Origin of the sequence: Methanosarcina sp. WH1 (assembly GCF_000970005.1) — an archaeon.
Classification (GTDB): domain Archaea; phylum Halobacteriota; class Methanosarcinia; order Methanosarcinales; family Methanosarcinaceae; genus Methanosarcina.
This window is the reverse complement of the sequence record NZ_CP009504.1, coordinates 927,959-945,530: the sequence shown is the minus strand read 5'-3', so window position 1 is coordinate 945,530 and position 17,572 is coordinate 927,959. Positions and strand designations below refer to the sequence as shown.

14 protein-coding genes are annotated in these 17,572 nt (G+C 42.4%); 8 read left to right on the top strand and 6 right to left on the bottom strand.

Annotated features, from left to right (window positions below):
• Nucleotides 1–163: 163 nt before the first annotated feature.
• The 3 genes from MSWH1_RS04260 to MSWH1_RS04250 all read right to left on the bottom strand — a co-directional run bounded on the left by MSWH1_RS04260 (nucleotide 164) and on the right by MSWH1_RS04250 (nucleotide 5,073).
• Nucleotides 164–1,654, bottom strand: coding sequence for a (R)-citramalate synthase (locus MSWH1_RS04260; RefSeq protein ID WP_197074059.1), 1,491 nt, complete (start codon nucleotides 1,652–1,654; stop codon nucleotides 164–166).
• A gap of 553 nt (nucleotides 1,655–2,207) precedes the next feature.
• Entirely contained in the window at nucleotides 2,208–3,356 is a 1,149-nt protein-coding gene (locus tag MSWH1_RS04255; protein WP_048126397.1) for a GNAT family N-acetyltransferase, read from the bottom strand.
• A 631-nt stretch (nucleotides 3,357–3,987) separates the two neighbouring features.
• Nucleotides 3,988–5,073 (bottom strand): M42 family metallopeptidase, encoded by a 1,086-nt coding sequence (locus MSWH1_RS04250; protein ID WP_048126395.1) that lies wholly within the window; start codon nucleotides 5,071–5,073, stop codon nucleotides 3,988–3,990.
• A 447-nt stretch (nucleotides 5,074–5,520) separates the two neighbouring features.
• Here MSWH1_RS04250 and MSWH1_RS04245 point away from each other — a divergent pair, with 447 nt between their 5' ends.
• The 6 genes from MSWH1_RS04245 to MSWH1_RS04220 all read left to right on the top strand — a co-directional run bounded on the left by MSWH1_RS04245 (nucleotide 5,521) and on the right by MSWH1_RS04220 (nucleotide 11,087).
• Nucleotides 5,521–5,874, top strand: a complete 354-nt coding sequence (locus tag MSWH1_RS04245; protein WP_048126392.1) for a prefoldin subunit beta — start codon at nucleotides 5,521–5,523, stop codon at nucleotides 5,872–5,874.
• 123 nt (nucleotides 5,875–5,997) lie between these two features.
• On the top strand, nucleotides 5,998–7,002 hold the full coding sequence (locus MSWH1_RS04240; protein ID WP_048130220.1) for a bifunctional oligoribonuclease/PAP phosphatase NrnA: 1,005 nt from the start codon (nucleotides 5,998–6,000) through the stop codon (nucleotides 7,000–7,002).
• Between the two features lie 518 nt (nucleotides 7,003–7,520).
• A complete protein-coding gene (locus MSWH1_RS04235; RefSeq protein ID WP_048126390.1) occupies nucleotides 7,521–8,825 on the top strand; it encodes a phenylacetate--CoA ligase family protein in 1,305 nt (434 codons plus the stop codon).
• Nucleotides 8,826–8,932: 107 nt separating this feature from the next.
• Nucleotides 8,933–9,370 (top strand): ACT domain-containing protein, encoded by a 438-nt coding sequence (locus tag MSWH1_RS04230; protein WP_048130219.1) that lies wholly within the window; start codon nucleotides 8,933–8,935, stop codon nucleotides 9,368–9,370.
• A gap of 362 nt (nucleotides 9,371–9,732) precedes the next feature.
• Nucleotides 9,733–10,086, top strand: coding sequence for a DUF2103 domain-containing protein (locus MSWH1_RS04225; RefSeq protein WP_048126389.1), 354 nt, complete (start codon nucleotides 9,733–9,735; stop codon nucleotides 10,084–10,086).
• Between the two features lie 23 nt (nucleotides 10,087–10,109).
• Nucleotides 10,110–11,087 (top strand): methanogenesis marker 12 protein, encoded by a 978-nt coding sequence (locus tag MSWH1_RS04220; protein ID WP_048126387.1) that lies wholly within the window; start codon nucleotides 10,110–10,112, stop codon nucleotides 11,085–11,087.
• 57 nt (nucleotides 11,088–11,144) lie between these two features.
• Here MSWH1_RS04220 and MSWH1_RS04215 read toward each other — a convergent pair whose 3' ends face one another.
• From MSWH1_RS04215 to MSWH1_RS04205, 3 genes are all read right to left on the bottom strand, one after another.
• Nucleotides 11,145–11,729, bottom strand: coding sequence for a TIGR00288 family NYN domain-containing protein (locus MSWH1_RS04215; protein WP_048126385.1), 585 nt, complete (start codon nucleotides 11,727–11,729; stop codon nucleotides 11,145–11,147).
• A gap of 451 nt (nucleotides 11,730–12,180) precedes the next feature.
• Nucleotides 12,181–12,486 carry a hypothetical protein gene (locus MSWH1_RS04210; RefSeq protein ID WP_231591899.1) on the bottom strand — a complete coding sequence of 102 codons (306 nt, stop codon included), beginning with the start codon at nucleotides 12,484–12,486 and terminating at the stop codon, nucleotides 12,181–12,183.
• Between the two features lie 119 nt (nucleotides 12,487–12,605).
• A complete protein-coding gene (locus MSWH1_RS04205; protein WP_048126381.1) occupies nucleotides 12,606–13,274 on the bottom strand; it encodes a rhomboid family intramembrane serine protease in 669 nt (222 codons plus the stop codon).
• A gap of 1,347 nt (nucleotides 13,275–14,621) precedes the next feature.
• Here MSWH1_RS04205 and cdhA point away from each other — a divergent pair.
• A complete protein-coding gene (cdhA, locus tag MSWH1_RS04200; protein ID WP_048126378.1) occupies nucleotides 14,622–17,042 on the top strand; it encodes a CO dehydrogenase/acetyl-CoA synthase complex subunit alpha in 2,421 nt (806 codons plus the stop codon).
• Nucleotides 17,043–17,044: 2 nt separating this feature from the next.
• The gene (gene cdhB, locus MSWH1_RS04195; RefSeq protein ID WP_048126376.1) at nucleotides 17,045–17,557 is read left to right on the top strand and encodes a CO dehydrogenase/acetyl-CoA synthase complex subunit epsilon; all 513 of its coding nucleotides are present in this window, start codon (nucleotides 17,045–17,047) and stop codon (nucleotides 17,555–17,557) included.
• Nucleotides 17,558–17,572: the final 15 nt, after the last annotated feature.

Below are 17,572 nucleotides of genomic sequence, written 5' to 3'. Positions count from 1 at the left end.
GTAAATACATCATAATCAATCATGTTATATATGGATGAGGGTCTTTCTGGTTTTAAAGAGTGTCAGGGATCCTCTATTTCAAAAATTTCTTCAAACAGGAAAAAGAAGAGAGGACAGAAAAGTCCTCCTGAGAAACTTTTGAAGTTCCGCATCCTTTTGTGACTTACTCTACCCGAATAAGGCGATTCATCCCGTTCATTACGGCTTCTACAGAGGCCATTATAATGTCCGTTCTTGCTCCGCTTGCGGTAATTACCTTTCCGTTCTTGGAGAGTTTTACCCTTACCTCTACAAGGGCGTCAGTTCCGCCGGTAATTGAGTCTACATGGTACTCTTCAAGAATAATGTCTTCGGCACAGGAACTTACAGCTCTTCGGATAGCATTGATCACAGCATCCACAGGTCCATTTCCGATTCCAGCCTGGATGATATTTTTGTCTTTTACATTGAGCTTTATAGAAGCGGTTGGAGTTACCCGGTTTCCGGATACAATGGTGAACTCTTCTAATTTTACCAGAGGTTCCTTGTAGATATCAAGCACGGTTTCTGCAATGGTCTGCAGGTCAGCATCGGTTATATGTTTCCCATTGTCGCCCATCTGCTTAACTCTGTTGAAGATTTCTTCAGTCTGAGCCTCATCAGCCTCAAGCCCCGTTTCCTTTAGGGCAAGAGTAATAGAGCTCCGTCCTGCATGTTTACCAAGTACGATCTGGCGCTGCCGTCCGATATATTCGGGACTCATCGGCTCATAAGTTGCCTTGTCAGCCAGAAGCCCGTGCACATGAATTCCTGCTTCGTGAGTGAAAGCATTTCCCCCTACAAGAGCTTTGTTAGGGGACACGGGAATTCCAGTAAGCCGACTTACAAGCCTCGAAATTCGATATATCTGCTCATGCTTGATACCGGTATCATATTTATAGAGCCACTCCAGGTTCATTACAACTTCTTCAAGAGCAGCATTTCCAGCTCTTTCCCCTAAACCATTAATTGTCACATGTGCCTGCTGTGCTCCTGCCGCAAGCGCAGCAACCGTGTTTGCAGTTGCTAAACCAAAGTCATTGTGGCAATGAATGCTTATCGGGACTTTTAAGGAGGAAGACAGGTCCCGGAAAATTTCGGTGGTCTTTTCAGGCACCAGAAGCCCTACAGTATCACAGAAGCACAACCTGTCAGCTCCGGCGTCTATTCCGTCAGCATAAATGGCTTTTAAGAACTCAAAGTCTGCACGCGAGGCATCTTCTCCACTCAGTTCCACAATCAGGCCGTGGTCTTTAGCATACTCTGTGACTTCAGCTGCGATCTGCCTTACTGCATCCCGGTCCTTTTTGAGTTTCGTCCTGATGTGCAGGTCCGAAACCGGAGCTACAAGGTGGATTGAATCGACATCGCATTCAAGAGCATGGTCAACATCCATTTTTACAATTCTGCAGTAGCTGCAGATTTCGGCAGTAAGCCCTTCGTTCGCTACAGCCTTAATGGCTTTCCTTTCACCTTCGGAAGTAATTGCAGAGCCAGCCTCGATTACAGAGACTTTCATCTCATCAAGGGCCCGGGCAATTAAGAGTTTCTTCTCTCGGGTCAGGGCTACGCCAGGTGTTTGTTCACCGTCTCTCAAAGTAGTATCCAGGAAGCGGATATTTTCGAATAATACAATCCCTCAGTTTTGGTTTTTATTTGGATAAAATTGGCTTTACAGAACAGGAAAAAATGTTATTGTTGTTATATTATATAATTGGGTCCTATTTTGCAAAACTCATTTTAATGTACATATTACATATATTTATCTCAGAAACCTATTTTATCCGGAATAGTTCCGAAATTACTAGGAACCTCTGAAACCTCTCTCCAATAGGCAGACCATAGTATTTTTAGTTTCCAGTTAACAATATATTTATTTTAAAAGCTTACCACTCAAAAAACCTATTTTGGACCAGGCCAAACATATAATTATAATTCCATTTATAAAAAATCTAAAAAAGGAAGTTGGGTCTTGTTGTAATCCCCATTAGAATAATAAAAACTGATAACAAGGTCACTTTCTTTTTGGGGAGATGCCTGTTATTTTCATGAAAAAATCAAAGGACAATATTTGAAAAAATGATTACATTACCTTTCTAAGTTCATTAACAATTGCTTCCTCAGTTCATTAACAATTGCTTCCTCAGTTCATTAACAATTGCTTCCTCAGTTCATTAACAATTGCTTCCTCAGTTCATTAACAATTGCTTCCTCAGTTCATTAACAATTGCTTTTGCATGTTTAATCCCATTATATCTGTACGACTTATTGTATACTCCAATCTCTTTGACCTGACCGTTAAATCCCATTTTAAACCGATATTGACCATGTGATTCATTAGGGTGAAGGCCCGCTACGTCAAGATTTTTGAAGCCGTTTTTCCTTCCATCAACTATGCTGTGCCAGATTAAGAGCTTATTAGCGTTAAGACTGTTGTATTCGCCCCTCAATACCGAGATGTGACCCAGATATATCGTGTCTTTATAGTAAAAGTTTATTAATGCTCCAACTTTTACTCCATTGTATTCTGCGAAGAATAATCTTGCCATTTTTTTCGGAAAAAGGATGTCACGGAGTTTTTCAAAATACGAATATGGCACCAGGGCGTATGATACTCTTCTATAACAATTTTTAGTTCTTTCAATAATTCTGTCAATTAATAGTTTCTGGAATTGATTATAGTAAAGGTCTATATCTTCTTCATAGTTCTGACTTTCGTATATAATGATCTTTTTTCTTGAAGCTTTTTTTATATCTCTACTGAATTGTTTTTTGAACCCCTTGAATATCTCAGTGGGATCCTTATCTATATTTACTATAGCAGTTTTTTTGATTCCTGTCTTGGTATATCCGTTTTGAATTAGCGCCGAATCCAGACAATTATGATAAGGATATATCAAATGATCAGTAAAGCTTTTTTTGTTTTTGCTATACGAATCAATAAAATCAAACATCAACTCATAAATCTCTTCACTATTGGTATCACTGGAGAGGACACAGGGACCTCCAAAACTATATAATTTATGATGAGGAGAACAGCCTATTTGAAAGTTCTTTGAAATACTTGGAAAATATTTATTAATTCTGTAATCTTCAAAAAGGTTTCTTATAAAAAATGGAAATATCCCTATTAATTTATTTTCTTCCTCGTCTTTGACTACTACTGACAAGGCTTCGGAGTTTAACCCTTTTTCTATAACCTCTTTCCATTCCCAGGTATGATAAAAGGTCCCGTTAAGACTTTCTTTAACAACGTTATTCCATTGTTCTTCATCTTCGACTTTTACCTTCCTGCAAATGATATAAAAACCTCCTTCAGATTCGATTATTATCTCCACATCCGTGGAAATTCCTTAAAAGATCTTATCCAATTGTATTTTTTTACATATTATTTCTTTTTTTTTGATTTAAGTAATTACGGTGATGAAACGAAAAGATTCAATTCAGTTGGTAATGTCCTTAAGTATAACATCCAGGTATACTTATATATAGTAAATCGTTTCAAATAATTTTCAATCAATAGTGATTTTTGCATTTCAGCATTGGGATTCTGAATTCGCAAGAAGAATCAGATCTTCAATAATAAAATCTATGATGGTTGACGTAACACCAGTGATTTTTAATATTACATTAATAACCGGAATTTGGGCCAGAGTCTTCAATTCATTCAGTTTTTTAATCTGTTTGAGGAAAAAAAGTTTAAAGTAATATGAAGAGCACAAAAAAATTGTAACCAGGAACCTATCCTACTAAACAGTGAGTACATAAACAGTGAGTACAAAAAGAATATTGCACAGCATCAGCTCTGATGATACGACTTCACTGGTGCTGTTTTGGCGCAAACACTTCAATTCTGGAAATAGTCCGCTTGAACGAGCAAAGCTAGAGAAAACTCGGGAGCCTTGAACGAGCAAAGCTAGAGAAAACTCGGGAGCCTTGAACGAGCAAAGCTAGAGAAACTCAGGAGCCTTAGAAGTACGCTTTTACATTTTCTATTGCCTTTACAATGAGGGAAACACAAGTTTCTATATCTGCCGTATCCAGAACCTCTACAGGAGAGTGAATATAGCGTGTAGCTATGCTAACCGTACCTGTAGGGATACCTTCTTTTGTGAGGTGTATTGACGTAGCATCGGTGGTGCCACCAGAACCTACCCCCAGTTGATACGGGATCTCATTTGCATCCGCAGTTTCTCGAAGCCATCTGAGAACCCGGGGATGGGCTATAAGACCTCTTCCCGAAGCGTCTGCCACAGTTATTACAGGCCCTTTTCCGAGTTCCATGGCGGAATCGGTCTTGTTGATCCCCGGATGATCTCCTGGGATAGTGGTGTCAAGGGCAAGGGCGACATTCGGACAGAGCCCAAAAGCACACGTTTTTGCTCCTTTGAGCCCCACTTCTTCCTGAACCGTGCCCACAGCATAAACATTTGCTTCAATTTTGCGTTTGTGGAGCTGTTTCATGACTTCGATTAAAATCACAACTCCTGCGCGATTATCAAAAGCCTTTGAGGTAACCTTCCCGTTTGCCAGGGACACAAATTCCCGATCAATTGAAACTGCGGTACCTATCTCGATTCCTAGATTCCCGGCATCCTCCCTGTCTTTTGCTCCTATATCGATAAACATATCCTCAAGTTTCACGGGCTTTTTCCTATCCTCATCTTTCATCACATGTGGAGGTTTGGAACCTATAACTCCAGATATAGCGCCCTTTTTGCCGTGAACTACGACTCTCTGGTTCAGAAGAGTCTGGTTAAACCATCCCCCAATCCCGACAAAGCGCAGGAATCCGTTATCATCGATATATCTGACCATTAACCCAATTTCGTCCATATGGGCAGCCAACATTATAGAAGGCCCATTTCCCTCTTTAACAGCAATCAGGTTCCCCATGGTATCTTCCCGCATACTGTCAACATAGGGTTCAAGCTCTTTTTCAAGCAGTTTCCTGACGTCATCTTCAAAGCCGGAAATTCCGTGGGCGTTTGTGAATTTTTCGAGAAAAGATGTTATTTCTTCAAGGTTTCCGCCTTTTTCCATATTTTCTTCCATTTAAGAAAATCTCCTTAATCCTGGTTTATCCTGAATATTGGTTGAAGTGTTAGTCTGAATGCGCACAAATTAATTATGATGAATAACTGTTCAGTTTGGCGTGCGCTCAGTTTTCTAAATAATCTGTTTAATATGATATATTATAAATGCCCATTTATGATTATCCATTCTGAAAGACTTTTGAGGTTTTTAGTCCCAATAGGTTTAACGCATTTCTCCTAACGCATTTCTCCTGGCCGAGGACGCATTCCGCCACGATTTGTGCCACCGCACCTCATCCACATTAATTTAATTGTAGGAATGTTATTATATAAGTTGAACTTATTGTTTAAGTTTTTGGCAGAAGCTTTTAAGTCACTTTCTGATGGCGAAGATTATTTTCGGAAGCTGTAAGGACAGAAACATTAAAATCCCTTCAGGTTTATTGAGGACTCAGGTGAAAATTATATGACTGCAGAATTACCTCCTCAAATCCAGAACCAGATAGCACAGCTTCAGCAGGTACAGCAGCAGGTTCAAGCTCTGACCATGCAGAAATCTCAAATTGAAGCTATGCAGAAAGAGTCTAAAATGGCTCTTGACGAATTAGAAAGACTGGCTGACGACGCGGTGATTTACCGTAATGTCGGAGAACTGGTAATAAAAACGACCAAAGATGAATCCGTTTCAAAACTTAAAGACAGGGAAGAAACCCTCTCACTCAGGCTTCAGTCTATTTCCAGGCAGGAAGAAAGGCTCACTACCCGCTTCAAACAGCTTCAGGAACAGATCCAGCAGGCGCTTGGGCCCAAAGCACAATAACTTTTTATTTTTAATATGTATAAATATATGCAGGATAGAACTGTAGCTATAACGTAGATTGTGCCGAAATCCCGGAACTCCGGGAATTTCGATACCTATAAAAAACGGTATCCAGAGTGGACAATGCAAGTTGATGAAGCGGAGTTTTTTAACCGACTCCTTGACTATCGAAACATTTTGTATTTGTGTCACAGGAATGCAGATCCGGACGCTGTTAGCAGTGCCTTTGCCCTTGCTGAGGCACTGGGAGGTACAGTCGGGCTCGTAGACGGTTGCAACCGTGTGGCGTCGGTTTTGATCGATAGGCTCGAAATAGAGGTAGTGGATAAGCCAGACCCTGCGAATTACGGTTTTGTTGTCGTGGTTGACACTTCAACAAAAGCGCAGCTAAACGATATCGAGTTGACCAGTTACTGTGTAATTGATCACCATACAACCACTGCCCTTACCGAGAATGCAGAATTTTACCTGCACAGGAACACGACTTCAACTGTAGAGATAGTATATGATATTTTAAAAGCAATGGGAGCTCCGATTAACCGCAGGGTAGGAATCGGCATGCTCACAGGAATCGTAACGGATACCGGGCATTTCAAGCACGCATCTGTTGATACTTTCCGAACAGTGGCAAAAATCATTGAAGCTAGCGGAGTTGAGTACGGGGAAGTGCTTGACCTGATGGCTGCCACCCCTCAGGATATTTCAATGCGGATAGCTATCCTGAAAGCAGCAAGCAGGATTGAACTCGATAGGGTAGGAGATATGATTATAGCTTCTTCCCATGTGAGTTCTTTCGGAGGCTCAGCATCTTCCATGCTTATTAACATCGGAGCTGATGTGGCTTTTGTTGGCACTACCAAAGGAGAAAGTGTCAGGGTAAGTGCGAGAGCTAAACGTGATGCTGTAAATGTCGGGGTCAACCTTGGCCAGCTGATGGAAGATATCAGTAATGAATATAATGGTACAGGAGGCGGACATTCGGGAGCAGCTGGAATAGATATAATAGCCGATCTGGAAGAAGTACTGCATAAATGCAGGGACATGACAAAGAAAATCCTTGAGAATTCCCTTGGAGCAACCTCAACAGAGATTTCTGAGGATGAAATTGAAGTCAATGAAGATGAATAAATAGTAAAAATGGTTAGAAAATTATAATTTTTCTCCTTGCCTGAAAGTTATTATTTTCCAGCATATTTTTCCAATTCAGTGTATTTTTCCAATTAGACATATTTTTCCAATTCGGTGTATTTTTCCAATTAGACATATTTTTCCAATTCGGTGTATTTTTCCAATTAGACATATTTTTCCAAATACCTATCTCAATTAAATCTGAAGAATGTCTGTTTTTTGATTTGATAACAACAACTATTATTAATATGAGAATCCAACTTAATCCTCACATTGTCAGATCTACCGGAAGTTCGTATCCGCCCGATAGTGCCTCGATCTTCCGAAACGAAAATTTGGTCTGAAATGAGAGATACCATCGTTAAAGCATGATCTTAAAGGGATGTCAATTATCCCTGAGCTAAAGACTCAGGGGTTTCCTGCTTAAGGTTTATATAAAATATACGCACGAGAAGGTCAAGAAAGATGCGGCCTGAAAATAAAAGGTCTCAATATAAAGAACACAGAGCGTGAAAAAAATGCCAGAATACTGGGATCCTGAAATCGAAACAATGCCTGTAGAGGACTTGAAAAAATTACAGGAAGAAAAACTGAAAAAACTCGTACATTATGTGTATGAGAACTCTCCTTTTTACAGAAAAAGGTTTGACGAACACGGCGTTCGCCCGGAAGACATCCGGACTCTTGAAGATATCAGAAAGTTGCCTTTTACTTTTAAGCAGGATCTCAGAGATACATACCCTACCGGAATGTTTTGCGTCCCGAACTCAAAGCTCGCCCGATTCCATGCTTCTTCGGGCACCACGGGCAAACCAACGGTAGTCGGGTATACCCACAAGGACATTGATGATTGGGCAGAATCCCTGGCCAGGGCTTTAACATCCGTAGGGGTGGGAAAAGATGATATCCTCCAGGTAAGCTACGGGTACGGACTTTTTACAGGTGGGCTCGGTGCCCACTATGGAAGTGAAAAAGTAGGAGCAACCGTACTCCCCACAAGTTCGGGAAACACCGAACGCCAGCTTGAACTCATGAAAGACCTTGGCACGACAGCTATAGCCTGCACTCCCTCTTACTTTCTATACATGATTGAAGTCGCAAGGAAAGAAGGCATCAATATCAGGGACGACACAAAATTAACGAAGGGATTTTTCGGGGCTGAACCCTGGTCTGAAGAACTCAAGAAACGAATAGAAAATGAGTCAGGGATTAAAGCCTATGATATCTATGGGACTTCGGAACTCAGCGGCCCCCTCTTTACAGAATGTGAGGAGCAGTGCGGCATCCATATATGGGGAGACCTCTTCCTGGTAGAGATTCTGGATCCCGAAACAGGAGAACCTGTGCCTGATGGGGAGACAGGAGAACTTGTAATCACCACCCTTGCAAAAGAAGCAAATCCCCTTATCCGCTACAAGATCAAGGACCTTACCAGAAAAATGTCGGAGCCCTGCAAATGCGGCAGGACCCATCCAAGGATCACACGTATCAGCGGGCGCTCGGATGACATGATCATCGTGCGTGGCATAAATGTCTTCCCCGGACAGGTCGAGTCGGTTTTGATGAACATCCCTGAAGTCGGGAACCATTTCATGATCATCGTGGACAGGATCGGACCTCTGGACTCAATGACGGTCCAGATCGAAATGCATGAGTCTGCCTTCAGCGACAAGATGTCGGACATGATGGCACTCAAAAAGAAAATCGCAAGTGCTTTAAAGAGCGTGCTAAACCTTGCGGTAAATGTAGAGCTTGTGGAACACGGTTTTCTGCCGCGTTCGGAAGGAAAATCAAAGAAAGTCATCGATAAGCGAAAGATCTGAAGCTTTTGCAGTTAGAAATCTGAAAATTAAAAGGTCAAAAAATTCAAAATTCCGAAAAAGAATAAAAAATATAACAAAATACGGGATAAAAGGACATGGGTGCTGGAATGGAAGACAAAGTTATAAAACAAATTTCCCTTTTTGCGGAAAACAAACCTGGTAGACTTGCAAGTGTAGCAAATAAATTGAAAAGCGCCGGCATAAATATCAGGGCGTTTACAATTGCCGAATCTGGAGACTTCGGAATCATTCGCATGGTTGTGGACAGGTCAGACTATGCTCACAGTGTACTCCATGATGCTGGGTTCACGGTTTCAGAAACCAGCGTTCTGGGAATCGAAATGGAAGACGTCCCCGGAAGCATGTCCCGGATTGCGGAAGTTTTCGGAGAAGCCAGTATCAACCTTGATTATGCCTATGCTTTTGTCACCCGGGAACAGAAAGCCCTTCTTATAGTCCGGGTAAACGAGATAGAAAAGGCGATAAAAAAGCTGGAAGAGAACAATATAAAGCTAATCGGCATGAAAGAACTTGAAAAGATCTGATTTTGATCGAACACCGGATTTTCCGGGAAGGCAGCTTTAAAGAAAAAGCCAGGAAATAATCCATAGCCAGGCACATTATGTTGATGTGCCTGAACATTCCGGAAATTCTCTTTTTACAGGTTCTTGCTTAAGTGGCAATTGTATTATATGAAGGATTTTGCAACCAGTAGCTACTTGTAGCCGGAAGTATTTATCAGAGATTTTCTGAGCCCTACTGTGTAAATAGAATATATTATAAATATAAAAAGAGCAAACAGAGAAAGACTTTTCTGAGAAATAAAGAAAAGGAAATCCGTATAACAGTAAAAACAGTAAACAGGGATTGGCCCGACAAAAAAGAAAAGTCAGCCAATTTGACTAAAATGACAGAAAATAAAAATAGCTTACAGGAAAACGCTCAAAACCTTTCAAAGAGTAAACTTGGCGGATCTCATACTACAATTATTGGGGGGAGAGCTGGAAAAAAACTCATAAAGCTTGTAAGCCAGCACCCCGAAATAAAAAAAGTAATTCCTTCCGTAATTTCCGTAAAAGGTGTTGCAGGGGGAAAACTGGCTGGAAAAGTCCTGCGCGCTGACGCCAGAGGGAACCTCAGGCTATTGTTCTCTGAAGGCAGAAGTTTCCAGGAAGTCAGGCTGGTGACAATGGTTGGTACAGCTGATGAAGGGGACAGAATCATGAACGAATTAAATGAGATCTTAAAAAATGCCCTATGAGGCGTTGAAGGAGAGGTTACTGCTTGGTATTCATAGGGGTTGACCACGGAACAACAGCAATGCGTTTTGCACTTATTAAGGGTGAAAAGGTCCTGACCTTTGAACTCGGAAGGGCTGAAGCAGCTGCAATGTCAGAACAAGAAATTCTGGTATCCATCGAAAAAGAGTTTGGAATCAAGGTTGAAGATATCGATATGATTGCTCTGACCTACTCCATGGGAGACGGCTTTTCTGCAATCAAGGACATAAGAAAACTTGAAGGAAGAGGCCTTCAAAGTACGGAAGGTGCAGGAAAAAAGACCGGAGGAGGCACACGGGTATTTGATGCAGTCAGAAACTCCGGAATTCCGGCAATAGCAATTCCCGGCCTTCACGCAGGGAGTAAAGTGGATCCGAGAATGAAGGTCTTTTCCCATCTCACAAGCCCGGAAAAGATGGGGATTGCATATCATATCCGGTGTCTTGGCTACGAAGACTTCGTAGTTTCCGATATAAGTTCTAACACTGTGACTCTTGCAGTTGCTTCGGGAAAGGTTATCGGGGCAATTGACGCCTGTATATTTGCTCCGGGAGTTCACCACGGACCTCTTGACCTGCAGGCGATCAGAAACGTTGATGACGGGCTCCAGACAGCAAACCAGGCTTTTATAGAAGCAGGGACCCTTAAGAGGACCCCATATAAAGACAGGAAAGAACTGCTCAATGCAGCCGAGAAAGGAGAAAAAACTGCCCTGCTCGCCCTTGATACAATAGCCCTTTTTGCAGCCATGGAAATCGCTTCAATGCAGCTTCTCCTGAAAGACTATGGGATTACCGGAGCGGTCTTTCTGGCAGGCTCGATAGGGGAGGTAGAGTACGTGCAGAAAAAGATTTGCACACACCTGGATAAGGAATGCAGGAGCCTCAGGAAATGGCACGCTGCAATCGGCTGTGCCGAGATAGCAAGGGACGTTTATGTCGGAAAAAAACAGATCCTCGGAGTAGACGTTGATTATCCTTAAAGAATGGAAAGAGACTATCCGTAAATATCGGAGAGAAACTATCTTTAAAGAGAGAAATCAGGTTTTTCCCACAGATTCTTCATACTCGTCTCCCTGATATTCTTCGAGCTCCGATGCGTCAAGTTTTCCCCCTTTGACGTCATCATCATCATAACCGCTCATACGGTTTTTGTCCATGAGAATGACATAATCCGCAGAGTTCTTAAGTGCTGTGGAAAATCCTGGCTCAACCCCGAAGATAATAGTCTCTTTCCCGTGTTCGTTTGCTTTGTTCAAGAGCGGTTTGAAATCCGCATCTCGGGTCACGATTGCAAGGGTATCTATGTTGGGGTTGTAGACCAGTTCCATGCCTTCCACTGCGAGACGCACATCCACATCACTGGAACAGATGATAGGCTCAAGGCCATGGTTTTCAATAGCCTCGACAAGCTTGTCAGAGGCATACTGGTTCAGGAAAACACGTCCAATCTTGATATTCCCGTAATCCTTCAGAACGTCCCTTATTTCCTCAAGATTTACATCAAACTCTTTTCTGAGGATATTCGGCCCATCCACCAAAAGTCCTATCTTCCTTCTGCCGACTTCTTTCTTAGTACGGAGGTATCTAGAAATGGAATCAAGTCCACTTTTTACAGGCTTCATTATTAATGTCCTCTGTGATCCTTACAGTTTTACTCAACCTGCATCTTTTTATATTTAATACCCCGATTATCGGGGAGAATTAATCTGTGAGGGAGTAGAGTTTCCAGCGACCCCCTCATGTCGATCGATACTATGATTTTGCTTAAACCCTGAAAAGACCGCAGTTTTAATGTTAATAGCCATGAGTTTACAACTACGGTTTTTCACAACTACAGTTTTTCAGGTTTAAAGCCTGATACCCGGCAGTTCGGGTAGTAATCTGATTATATCTAAATAATTGCTTTTCTGTAGTAAAACATTTGCATACTTTGACAATAAAAGGTTCTAATTTTGCCTTATCTAAGAGATTGACTGAAAACCTGATCTGCCCTGGAAAAGGGAAGTCCTGAGATATTAGTAAACCTCTCAAAATGAAACGGTTTTAACATAGGATATAATATATATTACATAATTATAATTTATCGGAAAAAGGGCTTTTGCGAACTTCCCGAATGGTGTAAGGGGACTCCAGAAGCTCAAAGCGATTTTCAGTTTTTCGTCCCTTCTTCTGCCTGCTATACTGGATTTCCCCTGAATGCTGGAGGAAAGCTTCATAGACCCTCATAAATTGCTCGAATTCCGGCTCCGTAAGCTCTATTAACCCTTCTTTCCCCGCGAGCCAGTCATATACCTGCAGAAGGATAATTTCCCTTACTCTTTTTAGACCTTCTTCTTCAGGCTCTTCAGGTGCTTTTTCAAAGTAGAGAGTATTTTTCATTTGCGGAGACCAGGCTGCAAAAACCCTCCTAAAATTTAAAACCTGAATTGGAACTTTTTCCCCTGGGTCGGGCCTAGTATAATAATACCTGTCCTGAGAAAATATCTCTCCTTCCAGACTCACCACCTGCCGTCATACCTCGATCTCATATATTTTTCATGGATTTTCTTCATACGGAAACCCATGTAGAGCCCTACGAAGAGTCCGCTCAGGTGAGCAGTGTGGGCTATCATATCCGACGAATTGACCATCAGAAAATCAAAAAGAGCAAACAGCACCAAGGCATGTTTTAAACGCATCGGGATAAAATAAACATACACCTTTATATTTGGCTCGAGTACAGTAAGGGCTGCAAAAACCCCATAAATCGCTCCACTCGCACCAATCATAGGACCGGGGTAAATGTTGAAAATGGGTCGGCTTAAGAAAGTGTACCCTATTGCAGATAGAATTCCTGCAGTAAAAAAGATCCCCAGGAGTTGTTTATTCCCTACCCTTCGCTCAAGCGCAGTCCCGAAGAAGTACAGTACAAGCATATTAAAAAAAAGATGCCATATTCCGTTGTGCAGGAAAATGTATGTGACAAGCGTCCATGGTTTTGTCAGTATAGAACCGGGGTCAAACTGAAAAGCACTGATGTAGAGAGACCCCACCCCCGGAACCATTTCCAGAAAGAAAGAAATTACACACAGGAAAATAATTGCCATCGATGGGCTTGTAGAAACAGAACTTTTGATTCTGTCGGTTGTTCCGCCTCGAGACTCATATGGTGTATCACGGTTAAACATGTTCCGTTACTCTCTATTTTAATCCAGTATAAAATTATTGAATAAATCACCTAAATAATAAGGCAAGTTATAATAGGCAACTTAGAATGTCTCAAAATGAATAAGGAAATATTATTCAAACACAAGACGTTGTCCAAACACAAGAATATTGCCCAAACATAAGCTCAAGAACAAATAAAAGGTAAGCAAATTGAAAACCCGATAAACAAAGTAATTAACTGCAAATTTCAGTAAATCAAATTAATGGTTTTAACCCCCGACTTTGGAAATAAGCAGTCTTGAATCCTAACCCTTTTAGATTCACGGGATACTTCCACGATACAATACTTCCACGATACAATACTTCCACGATACAATACTTCCACGATACAATACTTCCACGATACAATACTTCCACGACATAATAGTACTAGGCTTCCAGAAGCAAGTTCAAATTCCTATTTAAATTGGATTGCATATTATTTAAATCAAATAATTCATTGATTAATATTCAAGTGGGAAAATCATAGATATTCTTTTCCAGGAAAAAATCATGAAAACGGTTTACAGCGTTTACTATGTAAAGTGGTTTAGAGAACGTACCGATATAAATAAGTTTTGATATATTTATAAGAATAAAAAATATAATAAACTAAATAATTATTACGAATAATATATTTAACGATGATCGGGAATAATTTGAATTTAATTTGTGCGAAATTTGAAAATCAGATATGAAGAATCTTTAAAATGAGTTGTGGTTAGTATGAAAAAATGAAAAAAATAATAACAAATATTAAAATCAATGGAAAAAACTATTGGGAATCAAGAATACTCATTCAAAAAAACCAGTATCTACAGGCATTGAGGGCTTTTCTTTCGGAGTAGATCTTCAAGATTTTTTTATGAAGAAGGTATCACTAAATTCCATTTTACCCATTGCGAAATAGGGTGTTACAAATTAGAAAATGTTATATAGATTTGGTACATTTAGACTTTTAATTAGTGTTTATTATCCATCGGTAGCGACCTCTGCTCAAGATTAAGGTCCCAATCGTTGGTAAAAACGGTTTTTTTGAGACATAGGGCGTAAAAAGGGATTTGGAAGAGAAATAAGGCCCTAAAAACGACTTTTACAAGAATATATTCTCTATAAAAACGTTCTTATTTGAAAAAAACGTTGGTATAACGTTTAATGTCCAAATTGAGAGCTATGAACGTTTTACCATAAAACGTCATTTAAACGGTTGTAACTTTGAAGCAGACGGTAAGATATAAAATGAATAATCATTAACAATATGCCGCTTATCAGGATTACAATCGAATTGGCGAAGTCGACTTTAAACAAATTAAGGAGGTAAAGCTCACATGAGCAAACTAACTACCGGGAGTTTTTCTATAGAAGATCTGGAATCCGTTCAGATCACAATCAATAATGTTATCGGAGCAGCAAAGGAGGCTGCTGACGAGAAAGCAAAAGATCTAGGTCCTATGGGCCCATCCGCGTGGCCTGGTCTTGCAACCTACAGGGATGACTGGAACCTGAAATTACTCGACCGTTATGAGCCAGTAATCACCCCTATGTGTGACCAGTGCTGCTACTGTACATACGGCCCATGTGACCTTTCCAACAACAAGAGAGGCGCCTGTGGTATTGACATGCTAGGCCACAACGGCAGGGAATTCTTCCTCCGTGTGATCACCGGTACTGCCTGCCACGCAGCCCACGGTCGCCACCTGCTTGATCACCTGATTGAGGTCTTCGGAGAAGACTTACCCCTCAAGCTTGGACAATCCGACGTCCTGACCCCCAACATCACGATTACCACCGGGCAGAGACCAATGACTCTCGGAGAAATCAAGCCTGCAATGGAGCACACAGAAGAACAGCTTACCCAGCTCCTTGCAACCGTCCACGCAGGGCAGGAATCTGCAGAGATCGACTACGACTCAAAGGCTCTTTTCAGCGGTAGCCTGGACCACGTAGGAATGGAAATTTCCGATATAGTCCAGATCGCAGCTCTTGACTTCCCGAAAGCTGATCCCGAAGCCCCCCTCATTGAAATGGGTGTCGGAACCATTGACAAGGAAAAGCCGTTCCTCTGTGTTATAGGACACAACGTGGGTGGTGTCACCTACATGATGGACTACATGGAAGAGCACGACCTGACCGGCAAGATGGAACTCGGCGGACTCTGCTGTACCGCAATTGACCTGACCAGGTACAAGGAAGCTGACAGGAGAGCTCCATACACCAAGGTCATCGGTTCCATGTCTCAGGAACTCAAGATCATCCGCTCAGGACTGCCTGATGTCATTGTTGTTGATGAACAGTGTGTCCGTGGAGACATCGTACCCGAAGCCCAGAAGCTTGGGATTCCCGTTATTGCATCCAACGCCAAGATCATGTATGGTCTGCCCAACAGGGACGAACAGGACGTCGATGCGACAATTGAGGAACTCAAATCAGGAGCAATTCCGGGTGCTGTGATCCTTGACTACGATAAGCTTGGAGAAATCTCCGTAAGGCTCACCCAGGAAATGCACCCTCTCCGCGAAGCAGCAGGGTTAAGGAAAATTGCATCTGATGAGCAGATGAAGGAATGGGTCGACAAGTGTGCTGACTGTGGCTCTTGCTACCTGGTCTGCCCTGAAGAACTGGAGATTCCAGAAGCTATGAAGCATGCCAAGGAAGGCGACTACAGCTACCTTGTAGATCTCCACGACCAGTGTATCGGATGCCGCCGCTGTGAACAGGTCTGTAAGAAAGAAATCCCAATCCTTAGCGTCATCGAGAAAGCCTCTCAGAAGGTTATCGCAGAAGAGAAGGGCTGGATGAGGGCTGGCAGAGGTCAGGTATCTGATGCGGAAATCCGTGCAGAAGGTCTGAACCTGGTTATGGGTACCACCCCAGGTATCATCGCAATCATCGGATGTCCGAACTACGGTGATGGAGCCAAATCCGTATACTACATCGCAGAAGAATTCCTTAAGAGGAACTTTATCGTTGTCGGTACCGGATGTGGAGCCATGGACATGGGTATGTACAAAGACGAGAACGGCCAGACTCTCTATGAGAGGTTCCCCGGTGGATTCCAGTCTGGTGGACTGGTTAACATTGGATCCTGTGTCTCGAATGCTCACATCACCGGAGCCGCCCAGAAAGTCGCCGGTATCTTTGGTGGCAGAACCATGGAAGGCAACCTCGCGGAAATCGCAGACTATGTCCTGAACCGTGTTGGTGCCTGTGGCCTTGCATGGGGTGCATTCTCCCAGAAAGCATCTTCCATAGGAACCGGATGTAACATCTATGGTATCCCCGCAGTGCTTGGTCCCCACAGTTCCAAGTACAGGAGAGCTCTGATCTCAAAGAACTATGATGATGAGAAGTGGAAAGTCTACGACGCCAGAAGCGGCGAAGAGATGGCAATCCCACCAGCACCGGAATTCCTCCTGATCACCGCAGAGACCTGGCAAGAAGCAATCCCAATGATGGCAAAGGCCTGCATCCGCCCATCCGACAACAGTATGGGTAGGTCTATCAAACTGACCCACTGGATGGAACTCCACCAGAAGTATATTGGCGGAATGCCCGAAGACTGGTGGAAGTTCATCAGGACCGAAGCCGACCTGCCACTCGCCAAGCGTGCGGAACTCATGAAGAAACTCGAAGAAGAGCATGGCTGGGAAATCGACTGGAAGAGGAAAAAGATCATCTCCGGTCCGAAGATTAAGTTCGACGTCTCGGCACAGCCTACTAACCTCAAGAGACTCTGCAAGGGGGCCTGAAAATGGTTGACACTACAAAGAACACAAAGCTCTTTACCAGCTACGGGGTGACCACCTCAAAGGCAATCAACCCTGACATGGCAGCCAAGATGATCTCCAAGGCAAAGAGGCCACTTTTTGTGGTCGGAACCGGAGTTCTTAGACCAGAAATTCTGGACCGTGCAGTTAAGATTGCTAAGAAGGCAAACCTTCCAATTGCAGCTACCGGAAGCTCCCTTAATGGATTCCTAGACAAGGACGTAGATGCCAAATACATCAATGTGCACCAGCTCGGATTCTACTTAACCGACCCCGCATGGCCCGGACTTGACGGAAAAGGCAACTACGACACCATAATAATCCTGGAATTCAAGAAGTACTATATTAACCAGGTACTGTCCGGAACTAAGAACTTTTCCAAAGTAAAATCAATTTCAATCGGTAAAGACTACATCCAGAACGCAACAATGTCCTTCGGGAACATAAGCAGGGAAGAACACTTTGCTGCACTGGATGAATTGATTGACTTATTATAATTTGATTTAGGAGGC